This window comes from Sphaerisporangium dianthi (assembly GCF_042654065.1).
Lineage (GTDB): Bacteria > Actinomycetota > Actinomycetes > Streptosporangiales > Streptosporangiaceae > Sphaerisporangium > Sphaerisporangium dianthi.
On the sequence record NZ_JBHSFP010000022.1, the window covers coordinates 59,138 to 74,028 of the forward strand.

Below are 14,891 nucleotides of genomic sequence, written 5' to 3' on the forward strand. Positions count from 1 at the left end.
AAATGAAGAGCATGTGTGCGATCGCACGGGTGGCGTGGCCGGTTCTCCGGCGCACGCGGAGCCGTGCTTGAGCAAAGGGGCGTTTCGCGCGAAGAGCTGAAGCACAGCGCGCTGGTGGCGATAGGCATGCTGCTGGCGCTCGGCCTGCTCGCCGCGTGGAGCGTCCTGGTTCCAGGCATTTCCGCATGGGAGAACATCGTCGTCGCGGTCATCGGCTCGCTCCGGCTGACCGGGCCGGTCGCCGCCGCGTTCGCGGCGTGGGTGGCCGTGCGCAAGCGCCGTGCCGCCCGTGACCGGCCGCCGGGCGCCTGGCGGGTGCTGAGGGCCCCGCTCGCGGTCCTGGTGGTCGTCGTCGGCGCGTTCGGCGCCACCGTCACCATGCTCGCGATGAAGGCCGTCCTGACCGAGCAGGCGGGCCGCCTGTCGCCCACCGGCCTCGCCATGGGCGCCGCCGGCCTGTCCCTGTACGCGGTGATCGGCTGGATCGCGGGCTGGGCCGCGCCCTGGATGATCACACCGTTCGCGGCGGGCGTCGGCAGCTACGGGCTGTTCGCCTCGCTGGCCGCGGGCCCCGGCTGGACCGTCAAGCTCGCGCCCGCCACATCCGAGCCGTACGACCCGTTCGAGGGGCTGAGCCGGGCGGCGTTCGCCAACCAGTCGCTGTGGCTGCTCGGCCTGACCGCCGCGCTGCTGCTCACCTGGGCGGCCATCGTGACCCGGCGCGCGCTCGCCCTGGCCTCGGCGCTGCTGGCGGTGCTCGCGGCCGGCACGGGCATGGCGCGCGTCCTCGGCGAGACGCGAGCCGTCGCCGTCACCGAGCCGATGGTCTACAGCTGTCAGGAGTGGCCGATCACGGTGTGCGTCCACCCCGGCATGGGCGGCGGCCTCACCGAGCTGGGCGCCGCCTTCACCACGATCGCCGCCCGCCTCACCGGCACGCCCGCCGCCTTCTCCCGCGTCGAGCAGCGGCCGCGCGAGGACGTCCGCCCGGCCGCCCCCGGCGCGGTGACCATCCGCGTCGACGACCTCACCCCCGGGTACGCCACCAGGGCCGCGGCGGAGTTCGTCGAGCGCCTGGCCCCGCCGTGCGGCGAGGCCCGCGCCGACGGCTACCGTGCCGTCGTGACCGCCTGGCTGCGCGGCGAGCCGCTGCCGATCGGCCCGCTGGCGGGTCACCAGGCCGCCGCCGCGTGGTTCTCGGCGCTGGCCGAGAGCCAGCGCCGCGACTGGCTGCGCATGTTCTACACCGACTTCGCCACCTGCCGGCTGAGAGGGTCGCACTTCGGCGGAGGCGGGGCGGCCGTTCCCGGCGGCGCGACGACCGTTCCGGGCGGGGCCGCCGCCCCCGCCGGAGGCGCGGCCGGGCGGCCGTCGGCGCGGCCGATGTCCCGCGAGGCGGGCCGTGCCGCTCCGGCGCCGTCCGGGCCGGCCGCCGTCACCCGTTATCCGGCCGGGTCTCCCGTTCCCGGTTCGCCGTACCCGACCATGCCCCGCCCCTCCGACACCGGTCAGGCGCCGGTGACCTCCAGGAGGTGAGAAACCTCGCATCCCGGGAAGGAGAACCGCCGTGAACCGCCAGACGTCGACCCCCCAGACGCCGGCGGCCGCGGAACCGGCGGCACGCCGGTCCCGCCGCGGCTGGCGCTACCTGGCGGGCGTTCTCACCGTGCTCGTGCTCCTCGTCGTGGGAGCCAAGCTGACCTGGTCGTACCTCAACCCGTTCCAGGAGAACACCATCGACCGCAGCCAGCCGGTGCTGCTGCAGTCGATCCAGAACATGAGCCGGTTCCAGGCCGCCACGGGCAACTTCCAGGTCATCGTCGACCTGGAGAAGGACGCGCCCTTCCTGCCGGACGCCGTCAAGGGCTCGCGCACGCTGTTCGTGGGAGCCGGCGGGGTGGACGCCTACGTCGACTTCTCGCGCATGCCGAAGGACGCGATCACCGTCTCCGCCGATCGCACCGAGGTCACCGTGCGCATCCCCCGTGCGGAGCTCGAGAAGCCGAACCTCGACAACAAGCGGTCCTACGTCTTCGCCCAGCAGCGCGGGCTCCTCGACCGGGTGCAAGAGATGCTCTCGTCGTCCCCGCAGAACCAGCAGGAGCTGTACGTCCTGGCCGAGAAGAAGATCGCGGAAGCCGCCCAGAGCAGCGACCTGCGCAACCGCGCCGATCAGAACACCAAGCTCATGCTGGAGGGCATGCTGAAGTCGCTCGGCTTCACCAAGGTCACCGTCAAGTACACCGACGAGCCCTGAGCCGCCAGCCCCGCGCGCGTGCCGGCGCGAGGGTGCGCCGCCGAAGTCGTCGCCGGCGCCCGGAGGTCGTGAGAGTCAGTCCTCCTCGTCGTCCAGCAGGCCGGAGTCGTGGACCAGCAGCGCGATCTGGACCCGGTTGTTGAGGTCCAGTTTGGTGAGGACGCTGGAGACGTGGGTCTTGACCGTCGGGACGCCCAGGTAGAGCACGGCGCCGATCTCGGCGTTGGACCTGCCCTGGCCGACCGCGAGGGCGACCTGGCGTTCGCGTTCGTTCAGCGACGCCAGGCGCTGCCTGGCCTGGGCGCGCCGCCGGTCGTGGCCCTCGTCGGCGACCCTGGCGATCAGGCGCCGGGTCACCTCCGGCGACAGCACGGGAAGCCCGCGCGCCACCTGCCGCACGGCGGCCACGATCTCGCGGGGCGGGGTGTCCTTGAGCAGGAAGCCGGAGGCTCCGGCGCGGAGCGCCCCGAGGACGTGCTCGTCGGCGTCGAAGGTGGTCAGCACGATGACCTCCGGCGCCATGGGACGGGCGCGCAGAGCCCGGGTGGCGGCCAGTCCGTCCAGCACCGGCATGCGGATGTCCATCAGGACCACCTCGGGGGCGTGCCGGTCGACCAGGGGCATCACCTGCGCGCCGTCGCCGGCCTGGGCGACGACGGTGATGTCGGGGGCGCCGCCCAGCATCATCACCAGGCCGGCGCGCACCAGCGGGTCGTCGTCGGCGATGAGCACGCGTACCGCAAGGGGCTCCGTCGGGGTCATGCCGGCCACGGTAGCCAGGCCCACAGCCGCCAGTCGCCCTCGGGGGTGGGCCCGTGCTCCAGGCGCCCCTGGGCCAGGGAGACCCGCTCGGCGAGCCCGATCAACCCCTGGCCCGTCCCCGGCAAGAGGTCCGACGCAGAGTGCGCCGTCGGCGCGGGGGCGGGCGGAGGCGGTGCGGGGACGGGGTTGCGGACCTCCACTTCCAGACCGCGGCCGGGGGCGCCGGCCACGCGGACGCGCACCTCGGCGCCGGCCGCGTGCTTGCGCGCGTTGGTGAGGCCCTCCTGGACGATGCGGTAGGCGGCGCGGCCGGCACGGTCGGGGGCCGGGCCCGCGAGTTCCTCGGCGAGCTTCACCCCCATGCCGGCCAGGCGCGACTCGGCGACGAGGTGACGGACGTCGGCGAGGGCGAGCCGGGGCAGCTCGCCCACCGGGGCGCGCAGGACGCCGACGACCTCGCGCAGGTCCTGCAACGCCTGATGGGCGCTCTCGCGGATCACCTTGGCCGCGCCGGCGATGTCCTCGGGGGACGCGCCCGGGTGGTACTCCAGCGCACCCGCGTGCACGCTCAGCAGCGACAGCCGGTGACCGAGCACGTCGTGGATCTCGCGGGCGATCGCCTCCCGCGCCTGGTGCTGGGCCTGCAGCGCGCGCAGGTGGGCCTCGGTCTCGGCGCGGACGGCGCGGTCGCGCAGCGACAGCACCAGACGGCGCCGCTGGTGGATGAACAACCCCCAGCCCACCACCGCGCCCTGGATGCTGAACCCGAAGAGGAACAGCAGCGGGAAGGGCAGCTCGGGCTCGGGACGCAGGAAGGTGTAGACGAGCGCGGACACCAGGCTCAGCGCGAAGACGGCCCCGGAGACGCGCGGAGGCCGGTGGACGGTGACGGTGAACAGCGCCACCAGCATCGCGCCCGCCACCATCTCAGACCAGGCCGACGCGACGATCAGCACCAGCGCCAGCTCGACCGGCCACCGGCGGCGCAGCCACAGCGAGGCGCAGCCCAGCGCGCCGATGAACTGGTCGAGGTCGAACAGCCACGCGGGCGAGGGCATGGTCGCGTCGAGGCGCTCGGCCGCGGTCAGGATGCCGAAGGCGGCCGCCACCAGGAAGGCGAGGATGTCCACGACCGCGTCGCGGACCGGCCGCCGGGGAGGGGAGGCGGCGTGCGGGGAGGCGGTGACGGATCCGTTCATCTGCCGCGAGCCTACGGCGGGGCGGCCGGCCCCGCCCAGCGCGGCGGGCCGGTCGGTACGCAAGTTCGTACGGAGGCGACTTTCGTCGGAGCCGGCGGCGGGCGAGGGCTACGACGGTCGGCGGCCCGGGCCCGCATGGCCGTTACCCGCCGGGCGGGCGTCTCCATAGCGTCAGGCCATGCGCAGGAACATTCAGCTGCTCGGGCTGGTACTGGCCGCCCAGGGCATCAGCGGGGCCGTCAACCGCGTGGCCGTGCAGCCCTTCCTCGGGATCGTCCTCAACTTCTTCGACCGCGTCGTCATCCCCCGGCTGGGCTTCCTGACCGGCTACGAGCTGTACGCCAACCTGGTGCTGGCCGCGTTCGGCCTCCTGCTTCTCCTCATCGCCGCCTCCCGCCGGCGGTGAGCCGCCCCGGCACGTCGCGTGTCTTCATGCCGGTCGCGCCGTGTGGACGGCTCCCGGACGGAGGCGCCCGCCCGGCCGGGCACTCCCCCCTCGTGTGCCCGGCCGGGCCGGATCCCGGCGAACCGCGCCTGGCCCGGGTGAGCCGGCCGCCCGGCCTCGGTGAGACCGGCGGGGACGGCCGCAGGGGAGCGGCCGCACCCGTCCGGGGAGATTCCGCCGGTCAGCTCTCGAGGAAGGCCAGCAGTGCCTCGGTGACCTCGTCGGCGTGGGTCCACAGGAGGCCGTGCGGGGCGCCCTCGATCTCCACGTAGGTGGCCTGCGGGAGCAGCCGGTGGAAGGGCCGGGCCGTGACGTCGATGGGCAGGATGCGGTCGGCGGTGCCGTGCAGGATCAGCGCCGGCACGTCCACGGCGGGGATGTCGGCGCGGAAGTCGGTGAGCCAGGTCGGCACGCAGGCCGACGAGGCGTACGCCGACGCGCCGGCAGCCACGTTCCAGCTCGCCCTCAGGGCGGCCTCGCTGAGCCGGGAGCCGAGGTTCTCGTCGGTGTTGTAGAAGTCGGCGTAGAAGGCGTCGAAATAGGCGTACCGGTCGGCGGTCACGGCGGCGAGGATGCCGTCGAAGACCGACCGGTCGACGCCGGTCGGATTGTCGTCGGTCTTCAGCAGGAACGGCTCGAGCGAGGCGAGGAAGGCGGCCTTGCTCACCCGCGACGACCCGTACTTGCCCAGGTAGCGGCCGACCTCGCCGGTGCCCATGGAGAATCCGACGAGCACCACGTCGCTCAGGTCGAGTTCCCGCAGCAGGGTGTCGAGGTCGGCGGCGAAGGTGTCGTAGTCGTAGCCGGTCGTCGGCTGGCTGGACCGGCCGAAGCCGCGGCGGTCGTAGGCGATGACGCGGTAGCCGGCCTTGAGCAGCGCGGCCGTCTGCTTCTCCCAGGAGTGCCCGTCGAGCGGGTAACCGTGGATCAGCACGACCGGCTGCCCGGAGCCGTGGTCCTCGTAATAGAGCTGGATGGGGGTGGAGTTCTCGGTGCCCACGGTGACGTACGACATGGTGCTTCCTTCCAAGGGATGACGTTATCGTCCGGTGCCATCGCAGCGTACACGATTAACTCGTGCACGATTTAATCGGGAGCGCTGATTGACGTAAGCTCATGGCATGACACCAGGCACACAGGGCGCGGCAGGCTCCCCCGCGCAGGGCCCCGCCGCCGGCGCCCTTTCAGAGCTGCTGTGCTTCCACCTGTACACGGCGTCGCGCAGCCTCACGGCCGTCTACCGCCCGCTGCTCGAGCCGCTCGGCCTCACCTATCCGCAATATCTGGTGATGCTGGTGCTGTGGCGGCACGACGGCAGCACGGTCCGCGATGTCGTCGACCAGTTGCAGCTCGACTACAACACCGTCTCGCCGCTGCTCAAGCGCCTGGAGGCCCGCGGCCTGCTGAGCAGGCGGCGCAGGGCCGACGACGAGCGTACGGTCGAGCTGGTGCTCACCGGCGAGGGCCGCGCCCTGCGTGCCCGGGCGCGCCACATCCCCGGCGCCATCGGAGAGGCCGTGGGCATCGACGGCTCCGCGGTCGGCGCCCTTCAGCGCACCCTGCGCGAGGTCACGGCGTCCGCGAGCGCGTACGCCGCCGACAAGGCCTGACCGCCCGCCCGGCGAAGGTCACGAGGCGGGGACGGTGATGATCAGGGCGTCGCCCTGGCCGCCTCCGCCGCACAGGCCGGCCGCGCCCGTGCCGCCGCCCCGGCGGCGCAGCTCGTGGGCGAGGGTCAAGACGATGCGCGCGCCCGAGGCTCCGATGGGGTGGCCGAGCGCGATGCCGCCGCCGTTGACGTTGACCTTGTCCTCCGGCACGCCGAGCTCCTTGGCCGACTGGAGCACGACCGCCGCGAACGCCTCGTTGATCTCGATCAGGTCCAGGTCGTCCACGGTCAGCCCCTGCTTGCCGAGAGCGTGGCGGATGGCGTTGGCCGGCTGCGACTGCAGCGAGTTGTCCGGCCCGGCGACGTTGCCGTGGGCGCCGATCTCGGCGAGCCAGGTCAGGCCCAGCTCCTCGGCCTTGGCGCGGGACATGACCACGACCGCGCAGGCGCCGTCGGAGATCTGGGACGCCGAACCGGCCGTGATCGTGCCGTCCTTGGCGAAGGCAGGCCGCAGCCGCGCCAGCGTCTCGGCGGTGGCGTCGCCGCGTACGCCCTCGTCGGCGGAGAAGACCAGGGGGTCGCCCTTGCGCTGGGGCAGCGTGACCGGGACGATCTCGTCGTCGAACCTGCCGTCCTTGGCGGCGGCAGCCGCGAGCTGGTGGGAGCGGGCGGAGAAGGCGTCCTGCTCCTCGCGCCCGATGCCGAGGCGGGTGTTGTGCCGCTCGGTGGACTCGCCCATCGACACCTGGTCGAACACGTCGGTGAGCCCGTCGAACGCCATCGCGTCGAGGACCTCGGCCCCGCCGTACTTGACGCCCTTGCGCAGCCCGGGAAGCAGGTGTGGCGCGTTGGTCATCGACTCCATGCCGCCGGCGACCACGATGTCGAACTCGCCGGCGCGGATGAGCTGGTCGGCCAGCGCGATGGCGTCCAAGCCGGACAGGCACACCTTGTTGATCGTCAGCGACGGCACGCTCATCGGGACGCCCGCCTTCACGGCCGCCTGCCGCGACGGGATCTGGCCCGCGCCCGCCTGCAGCACCTGCCCCATGATCACGTACTCGACCTGCTCGGGCGCCACGCCGGAGCGCTCGAGCGCCGCCTTGATCGCCAGCCCGCCGAGCTCGACGGCGGAAAGATCTGAGAGCGCGCCGAGCAAACGGCCGACGGGCGTGCGGGCCCCGGCTACGATGACCGATCGCGACATGCCAGGCGAGCCGGCGGAAGAATGGGACACCAGGGCCTCCATGATGGGGTCTTCGGCGACTTTGCCACCATACCTACGACACACAGGACGACCCCAGCGAGGTCTCGCCGGAGCGCGCCCACCGGCTCGGCGGAGCCTCCCCAGGGGCATTCCGGCCCCGCCGCCGCCCCACCGATGAGAGGACACGCAATGCTGCTGAGAATCGACCACGTGGGCATAGCCTGCGAGAATCTCGAAGAGAAGATCGCGTTCTACGAGTCGACCTTCGGGGTGACCGTGGTCAGTCGCGAGGTCAACGAAGAGCAGGGGGTGAAAGAGGCCATGCTGCACGTGGCGGACGGCGAGGGCGGCGGCTCCTACATCCAGCTCCTGGAGCCGGTGCACGCCGACACACCGGTCGGCAAGTTCCTGGCCAAACGGGGTGAGGGCGTCCACCATGTGGCTTACGGTGTGAGCGATGTCACCAGCGCCCTCGAGGCGATCGGCGGCACGGGGGTGCGTTTGATCGATCTGCACCCCCGTCACGGCGCAATGGGCACCTCAATCGCGTTTCTTCATCCGAAAGATGTGGGAGGAGTCTTGACAGAGCTGGTCGAGTCCCCTCCTCGTCCGTCCTAGCTGACGAAACTTAACAATGGCTTATTCGTAACAAGTCGCGCAGAAAGTCGGACGGGACCTCCAATTCGGCAACACCGGAGTACGCTGGCCTACCATCCGGTACGTGGACCCGCCATGGACGGGCGAGCCGGGGCACGAGGACACTGGGGGCGCGAGCGACAGCGCGCCCCTGCGAGCGAGTGCCCGGGCGAGCACGCCTGTAGGCACCGGGTCCCCGGCTCGGATGTCCGCCCCCCCGTCCGGCCCGTGTAGCCGTCTCGACAACCCAGGATCGAGCCTCATGCAGTCCGACATCGACGCCCAGCTGAATAATTTCTTTGAAGACGCCCCCACGCGGGAATTCGACGTGGTTCTCCGTGGCTACGACCGGCATCAGGTGCACGACCACCTCAAGCAGCTCGACACCGACCTGCGGCAGGCCCGTGAGCAGCTCTCCGCCTTGCAGCGTGAACTGTCCGACTCCCAGCGGCAGCTGCAGGAGCAGGAACGCCCGACCTATTCCGGTCTCGGCGCCCGCATCGAGCAGTTGCTGCGTCTCGCGGAGGAGCAGGCCACCGAGCTGGTCCAGGCCGCGAGGGCCGAGGCCAACGAGATAAAGGCCGCGGCGAAGGTGGACGCGGCGGACGTCCGGGCGGCCGCCGAGCACGAGGCCGCCGAGAAGCGGGCGCTCGCCACCCGCGAGACCGACGAGATGCGCACCATGGCCGAGCGGGAGGCCGAGGAGATCCGCTCGACCGCCAAGCGCGAGGCCGACGAGCTGACCTCGACCACCGAGCGCGAGGTCTCCAAGCTCCGCGCCACGGCCGACCACGAGGTCGCCGAGAAGCGCGCCGACGCCGAGCGTGAGATCGCCAAGCTCCGCACCACCACCGAGCGCGAGGTGGCGCAGCTGCGCGCGTCCACCAAGCGCGAGCGCGACGAGGTCCTCACCACGGCCAAGCGTCAGGCCGACGAGATGCGCGCCCAGGCCCAGCGGGTCCTGGAGGAGTCCGAGGCCAAGCGCGCGCAGGACGAGGCCGAGTTCGAGATCCAGCTCGCCTCCCGCCGCGAGGAGGCCGAGCGCCTGGAGGCCGAGCGCCACGCCACCGCGCAGGCCAACACGCAGAAGATGGTCGCCGAGGCCGAGCAGCGGGCCGCGACGGCCGAGCAGCGGGCGAGCAAGGCCACCCAGCAGGCCGAGCAGACCCGGCGCGAGGCCGACACCCACGCCAAGCAGCTGCTCGCCAACGCCCGCAAGAACGCCGACCAGATGGTCGCCGAGTCCAAGGCCAGCGCCGACTCCATCGTGTCCGAGGCCAAGTCCGAGGCCGAGCGCAACAGGACCCTCGCCCAGCGCCAGGTGGACGAGCTCACCCGCCAGCGCGACAGCATCACCAGCCACCTCGCCCAGCTCCGCCAGCTCCTCGGCGGCGCCGCCCTGCCGGGCATGGACGAGGCTCCGGCGGTCGCCGCGCCCGCGCCCAAGCCGGCACTGGCGGCCACGCCCACCATGAGCGAGAAGCCTTCCCCGGCCCCGCAGCGCAGCGCCGCCCCGGCCGAGGACGACTCCGAGTGGTGGCAGGAGTGACCCGCACCTTCGCGCCGGCCGGACACAGCTAGGCCGAAGCAGGCTCTGGGCGCCTCGCAGGCACCCCGAGCCGGCCGAGCGGAGCGAGGCCGAAGGACACGACGGGGCTTTGGGGACGGTTCACAGGAGAGCCTGGCGATCATAGGTCGCTAGGCTCTCCTTTGTTGTGCGCCCCCTGCCGGGCCCCGCCTTCCCCCGACGCCGAGGAGCGAATCGTGCGCGACCTTCCTCCGGACGCGATGCCCGCGTCCGACGTTCAAGGGAGGGCCCGGGGCGCGCGTGGCGGCCACGCCGACGCGGCGGAGGTGACCGACGTCCTGCCCGCGCTGGCCGCCCCCTCCGCGGCTCGCGGGAGATCGTCCGCGCGGACCACGGCCTCTCACGCCCGCGGGGCGCCGTCCGCCGCCGGGGACCCGGCCGACGACCGCGCGCCGGCCGACCTGCCGTACGGCATGCCCGGCAAGCCGCTGGCCAGAGGGCCCTTCCTGTGGGGTCTGACGGCGGCGCTCGGCGTGCTGACCGCGTGGGGACTCGCGCAGGCGCTGGTCAGCTCGCGCAGCGTGATCGTGCTGATCGTGGTGGCCGCGTTCCTGGCGGTGGGGCTCAACCCGGTCGTCGAGATGCTGCAGCGGCGCGGCATGAGCCGTCGCTGGGCGATCTCGGTGGTCTTCCTCGGCGTGATCATGCTCTTCGCGCTCTTCGGCCTGGCGATCGTCCCGCCGGTCGGCCAGGAGACCAGCGACTTCCTGAGCGCGGTGCCGGAATACGTGGAGAGCCTGTCGGCGAACCCGACGATCAGGCAGCTCGACGAGGACTACAAGATCCTCGCCAACCTCCAGGCGTACGTCACGAGCGGAGGGCTCGGCACGGCCGTGGCCGGGGGCATCCTAGGCGCCGGGGCGGTCGTGCTGAACGCCTTCTTCTCCGGATTCACCCTGCTCGTGCTGACCCTCTATTTCCTGGGTTCGCTGCCGACGATCAAGGAGTACCTGCTCCTGCTGGTTCCCGCTAGCCGCCGCCCGCGCACGCGCGCCATCGGCGACGAGATCCTCGACGGCATCGGCGGGTACGTGGCGGGCAACGTGCTGATCTCGGTGATCGCGGGCGGGCTGTCGTGGCTGTTCCTGACGGTCGCCGGCGCGAGGTACGCCCTGGCGCTGGCCCTCGTCATCGCCGTGATGGACCTCATCCCCCTGGTGGGCGCGACGGTCGGCGCGGTGCTCGTGTCGGCGGTCGGGTTCCTGCAGTCGTGGCCGCTCGGCATCGCCTGCGTGATCTTCTTCGTGGTCTACCAGCAGGTCGAGAACTACGTCATCTATCCGCGCGTGATGAGCCGGTCGGTGGACGTGGCCCCCGCGGTGTCGGTGATCGCCGCGCTGTTCGGCGGGGCGCTGCTCGGCGCGGTGGGCGCGCTGCTGGCGATCCCGGTGGCGGCCGCGGTGGCGCTGATCGTCCGGGAGGTCGTCCTCCCCCGCCAGGCCCGGCTCTAGCGGCCGCCCCCGGACCGGTCAGGTGGTGGTCAGCCCGCCGTCCACGAAGAGCACCTGCCCGGTCAGGTAGGAGGACGCGGACGCGGCGAGGAAGACGGCCGGCCCGGCCATCTCCTCGGGAGTGCCCCAGCGCGCCATGGGGACGTTCGCCACCATGGCCCGGCCGGCGTTCTCGTCCGCCCGCAGGCTGCTGTTGAGGTCGGTGGCGGTCCAGCCGGGGCACAGGGCGTTGACGCGCACGCCGCTCGCGGCCCATTCCAGCGCCAGGGTCTTGGTCAGGGCGACCACGCCGGCCTTCGCCGCGGCGTACGGGGCCATGAAGGGGGCGCCCTGCGCCGCGACGGAGGCCACGTTGATCACCGAGCCGCTGCCGCGCTCCAGCAGGTGGGGCGCGACGGCGTGGCACACCGCCATCGCGGAGTCCAGGTTGAGCTTCATGATCTTGTCCCAGCCGGACAGCCGCAGGTCCTTGAACGGGACGATGAAGTTGGAGCCGCCCGCGTTGTTGACGACGATGTCGAGGTGGCCGAACGCAGTGAGCGCCTGCCGCACCGCCGCCGCGGCCGCGTCCCGGTCGGACAGGTCGCACGGGATGACGTGCGCGACGCGGCCCAGCGCCTCGACCTCCTTGGCCACCGCGGCCAGGGTCTCGGGCGAGCGCGCGACCAGCACCACGTCCGCGCCCGCCTCGGCGTAGGCCAGGGCGATCGCGCGGCCGATGCCTCGCGAAGCGCCGGTGACGAACGCTTTGCGCCCCGATAGATCGAACGCCTGCATAGCAGCCTCCTCGCTGGAACCGAACAAGATTCTATGGGCTGCCGCGCCCGCCGTCACACCTCGGTCGGCAACGGCGAGGCCGCCGGGTTGACCCGCTTGACGATCTCGTCGAGGACGATGCGCACGTACGGCTCGCCGACCCACAGGTGTTTGGCGCCGTCCACGCCGACCACCTCCGCCTGGGGGACGGCCGCGAAGCGCCGCCGCGCCTCCTCCGGCCGCAGGTAGTCGTCGAACTCGGGCACCAGCGCGACCAGCGGCCGCCCGAACTCGGCCCACGCCGCGAGGTCGGCGTCGCCGGCCCGCTTGAGCGGCGGCGACAGCAGGATCGCGCCCTTGACCAGCGGGTCGTGCCCCCACTTGAGCGCCAGTTCGGTGCCGAAGGACCAGCCGAGCAGCCAAGGGCTCGGCAGGTCGTGGAACTCGGCGTACTCGAGGGCCGCGGCCACGTCGAACCGCTCGCCCTCCCCCTCGTCGAACGCGCCCTCGGACTTCCCGCGCTCGGAGGCGGTCCCCCGGGTGTTGAAGCGCAGCACCGCGACGCCGGCGAGAGCGGGCAGCCGGTAGGAGGCCTTGCGCAGGACGTGGCTGTCCATCATGCCCTCGGCCGTGGGGAGCGGGTGCAGGCAGATGAGCGTGGCCACCGGGCGCCCCTCGGGGGGCAGCGCCAGCTCGCCCACCAGGGTGAGGCCGTCGGCCGTGTGCAGCTCGATGTCCTCCCGCACGGCGGGCAGCACCGTCGACGAGCGGATCTCCAATGCGGACTCCTCGGGTAGCGGTCGCGGGGCCGGCCCGGCGGTCCGGGCGGCCGAAAGGGGTGGGCGGTGAACGGGCGGGCGTGAACGGGCGGGCGTGAGCGGGGCGGGCGGTGAACGAAGCGGATGAGAAGGAGCGGCGGACGGGTGAGGCGGGCGGCTGGGTGAGGCGGGGGACGGGGACGGAGGAACGACCGGGAGCGACGGGCGCGGGAGGGATCAGTAGCGGGAACGGCCGGGGCCGCGGTCGACCCGCTTGCGCCAGCAGGCGGTGTGCCAGTGGCGGCGCTCCCCCTCTCCGCCGGTCCAGTTCGGCCAGCTCACCACGTGCGGCAGCCCGGGACGGATCTCGTGGTCACACCCCGGGCAGCGGTATGACTTGTCCGCGCCGGCCCCGGAGACGTTGCGCACCTTCCACTCGCCGTCCGGTCCCTCCTCTACCCGCTCCATGCCGCGCAGAACGCCGTCGAGCGGGCGCGGCGCGTCTGGACCGCGACCCTTGTCTCGAGGGTCGGAACGGCGGGCACGGCGGGGACTCATATCGGCACAAACGTCGACGTCGCGGGTGTTCTTCCGTCACCGTTCCCCGACGCTCGTCACGCCGGCGGTCACCAGGCGATCGAGCAAGGGAGTGGGCGCGAAGAACGGCTCGCGGTACTCGGCGTACAGGGCCCGCAGGCCGTCGCGCACCGTCCGCAGGCCGACGGCTTCGAGGGTCTCGAACGGTCCCGCGGGGTATCCGCAGCCGAGCCGCATCGCGGTGTCGATGTCCTCGACGGAGGCGTATCCGGAGTCGTACATGCGGACCGCGTCGTTGAGGTAGGGGTAGAGCAGCGCGCCCACCACGAACCCGGCGCGGTCGGCGCACGCCACCGGGGTGCGTCCGAGCACCTTGACCAGGTCGGCGACGGCGCGCGCCGCCTCCGGGGCGGTGAGCACCGTCGAGACCACCTCGGCCACCCGCTCGCCCACCAGGTGGAGCCCGGTCAGGCGCTCAGGACGCGGCAGCCGCGCGGCGTGCTCGACGACCGGGGTGCCCGACAGCGCGATGACCACGTCGGCCTCGTCCGCCTCGCCGGGTTCGAACCCGGCGGCCGAGAGCCTGGAGGAAAGATCGTCGGCACCCTCGCCGAACACGTGGACCGACGCCACGCCGAGCCTGCCGCCGGCCCCGGCGGCGGCACCGGCGGCGCGCCGGGTGGCGGCGGGCTCGGCGGCGGCACGGGCCGCCGCGCCGTCGTAGTCGTGAAAGCCCCGGCCGCTCTTGCGCCCGAGCAGCCCGGCGGTCACCAGCTCGCGCAGCAGCGGAGCGGGCGCGTGCACGCGGTCGCGGCTCTCCTGGAACAGCACCTCGCACACCTCGTGGGAGACGTCCAGGCCGATCAGGTCGAGCAGCGTGAACGGGCCCATCGGCAGGCCGGCGCCGGCCTTCATGGCGGTGTCGATGTCCTCCTTGGCCGCCACCCCGCGCTCCAGCAGCGTCACGGCGTGGTTGAGGTAGCCGAACAGCAGCCGGTTGACCACGAACCCGGCCCGGTCTCCCACGATCACCGGCGTCTTGCCGACGCGCCGCGCGAGCGCCGCGACGTCGTCGGCCGCCCCGTCCTCGGTGACGACCGTGCGGACGACCTCGACGAGCCCCATGACGGGGGCCGGGTTGAAGAAGTGCATGCCGACGACCTGGCCGGGCCGGGACGTGGTCGCCGCGATCGCGGTGACCGGCAGGGAAGAGGTGTTGGTGGCGAGGACGGCGTCCGGCCGGCAGACGCGGTCGAGGTCGGCGAACAGGGCGCGCTTGTAGTCCATCACCTCGGGGATGGCCTCGATCACCAGGTCGGCGTCGCCGAGGTCGGAGAGCTCACCGGTGAAGGTCGTCCTGGCGAGGAGGCCGTCGCGTTCGTCCTGGCTCAGCCTCCCCCGGCTCACGGCCCGCTCGGTGGACCTGTGGAGGTTGCCCCTGCCGCGGTCGAGCGCCTGGGCGTCCACCTCCACGCCGACCACGCGCAGCCCCGCGCGGGCGAACACCTCGGCGATGCCGGCGCCCATGGTGCCGAGACCGACCACCCCGACGGTCTGGAACGTGCGTGCCATGCTGCCCCCCTGCCGACGCGTCCTGGCGGCAAGTCTCCCAGAAAGGCGCGGCCCTTCCCGCCCGGCGCCCCTCGCGAACGGCGCACCGCCGAGCGGGACGGGGGGTAAGGTTGG

The 14,891-nt window shown here is 72.8% G+C and carries 15 protein-coding genes; 7 read left to right on the forward strand and 8 right to left on the reverse strand.

What is annotated here, in order from left to right:
- Positions 1-63: 63 nt before the first annotated feature.
- Entirely contained in the window at positions 64-1,536 is a 1,473-nt protein-coding gene (locus ACFO60_RS26785; RefSeq protein WP_380844930.1) for a hypothetical protein, read from the forward strand.
- Between the two features lie 31 nt (positions 1,537-1,567).
- Complete coding sequence (locus tag ACFO60_RS26790) at positions 1,568-2,257, forward strand: DUF4230 domain-containing protein (RefSeq protein ID WP_380844933.1); 690 nt, start codon at positions 1,568-1,570, stop codon at positions 2,255-2,257.
- 75 nt (positions 2,258-2,332) lie between these two features.
- On the opposite strand, the gene ACFO60_RS26795 is transcribed toward ACFO60_RS26790, so the two are convergent.
- Positions 2,333-3,019, reverse strand: coding sequence for a response regulator (locus tag ACFO60_RS26795; protein WP_380844936.1), 687 nt, complete (start codon positions 3,017-3,019; stop codon positions 2,333-2,335).
- Positions 3,016-4,218 (reverse strand): sensor histidine kinase, encoded by a 1,203-nt coding sequence (locus ACFO60_RS26800; RefSeq protein WP_380844939.1) that lies wholly within the window; start codon positions 4,216-4,218, stop codon positions 3,016-3,018. The genes ACFO60_RS26795 and ACFO60_RS26800 overlap by 4 nt, the downstream gene beginning before the upstream one ends.
- Before the next feature lie 178 nt (positions 4,219-4,396).
- Here ACFO60_RS26800 and ACFO60_RS26805 point away from each other — a divergent pair, with 178 nt between their 5' ends.
- Positions 4,397-4,624 (forward strand): hypothetical protein, encoded by a 228-nt coding sequence (locus tag ACFO60_RS26805; RefSeq protein ID WP_380844942.1) that lies wholly within the window; start codon positions 4,397-4,399, stop codon positions 4,622-4,624.
- Positions 4,625-4,844: 220 nt separating this feature from the next.
- Here ACFO60_RS26805 and ACFO60_RS26810 read toward each other — a convergent pair whose 3' ends face one another.
- A complete protein-coding gene (locus tag ACFO60_RS26810; RefSeq protein ID WP_380844945.1) occupies positions 4,845-5,678 on the reverse strand; it encodes an alpha/beta fold hydrolase in 834 nt (277 codons plus the stop codon).
- A 106-nt stretch (positions 5,679-5,784) separates the two neighbouring features.
- On the opposite strand from ACFO60_RS26810, the gene ACFO60_RS26815 reads away from it, so the two are divergent.
- The gene (locus ACFO60_RS26815; RefSeq protein WP_380844948.1) at positions 5,785-6,273 is read left to right on the forward strand and encodes a MarR family winged helix-turn-helix transcriptional regulator; all 489 of its coding nucleotides are present in this window, start codon (positions 5,785-5,787) and stop codon (positions 6,271-6,273) included.
- Between the two features lie 18 nt (positions 6,274-6,291).
- Here ACFO60_RS26815 and ACFO60_RS26820 read toward each other — a convergent pair whose 3' ends face one another.
- Positions 6,292-7,479, reverse strand: coding sequence for an acetyl-CoA C-acetyltransferase (locus ACFO60_RS26820; protein ID WP_380845168.1), 1,188 nt, complete (start codon positions 7,477-7,479; stop codon positions 6,292-6,294).
- Between the two features lie 189 nt (positions 7,480-7,668).
- Between ACFO60_RS26820 and mce the strand changes: the two genes are divergently transcribed.
- The 3 genes from mce (at position 7,669) to ACFO60_RS26835 (ending at position 11,154) form a co-directional block, all read left to right on the forward strand.
- Positions 7,669-8,097: a methylmalonyl-CoA epimerase gene (gene mce, locus ACFO60_RS26825; protein WP_380844951.1), complete on the forward strand. Its 429-nt coding sequence runs from the start codon at positions 7,669-7,671 to the stop codon at positions 8,095-8,097.
- Between the two features lie 280 nt (positions 8,098-8,377).
- A complete protein-coding gene (locus tag ACFO60_RS26830) occupies positions 8,378-9,664 on the forward strand; it encodes a DivIVA domain-containing protein (RefSeq protein ID WP_380844954.1) in 1,287 nt (428 codons plus the stop codon).
- A 215-nt stretch (positions 9,665-9,879) separates the two neighbouring features.
- Entirely contained in the window at positions 9,880-11,154 is a 1,275-nt protein-coding gene (locus ACFO60_RS26835; protein ID WP_380844957.1) for an AI-2E family transporter, read from the forward strand.
- 18 nt (positions 11,155-11,172) lie between these two features.
- Here the strand turns inward: ACFO60_RS26835 and ACFO60_RS26840 are convergent, their stop codons facing one another.
- From ACFO60_RS26840 to ACFO60_RS26855, 4 genes are all read right to left on the reverse strand, one after another.
- The gene (locus tag ACFO60_RS26840; protein ID WP_380844960.1) at positions 11,173-11,931 is read right to left on the reverse strand and encodes an SDR family NAD(P)-dependent oxidoreductase; all 759 of its coding nucleotides are present in this window, start codon (positions 11,929-11,931) and stop codon (positions 11,173-11,175) included.
- A 53-nt stretch (positions 11,932-11,984) separates the two neighbouring features.
- Complete coding sequence (locus tag ACFO60_RS26845) at positions 11,985-12,689, reverse strand: alpha/beta hydrolase (protein ID WP_380844963.1); 705 nt, start codon at positions 12,687-12,689, stop codon at positions 11,985-11,987.
- Positions 12,690-12,905: 216 nt separating this feature from the next.
- Positions 12,906-13,136: an ATP/GTP-binding protein gene (locus tag ACFO60_RS26850; RefSeq protein ID WP_380844966.1), complete on the reverse strand. Its 231-nt coding sequence runs from the start codon at positions 13,134-13,136 to the stop codon at positions 12,906-12,908.
- Between the two features lie 126 nt (positions 13,137-13,262).
- Positions 13,263-14,777 carry a 3-hydroxyacyl-CoA dehydrogenase family protein gene (locus ACFO60_RS26855; protein ID WP_380844968.1) on the reverse strand — a complete coding sequence of 505 codons (1,515 nt, stop codon included), beginning with the start codon at positions 14,775-14,777 and terminating at the stop codon, positions 13,263-13,265.
- Positions 14,778-14,891 lie beyond the last annotated feature (114 nt).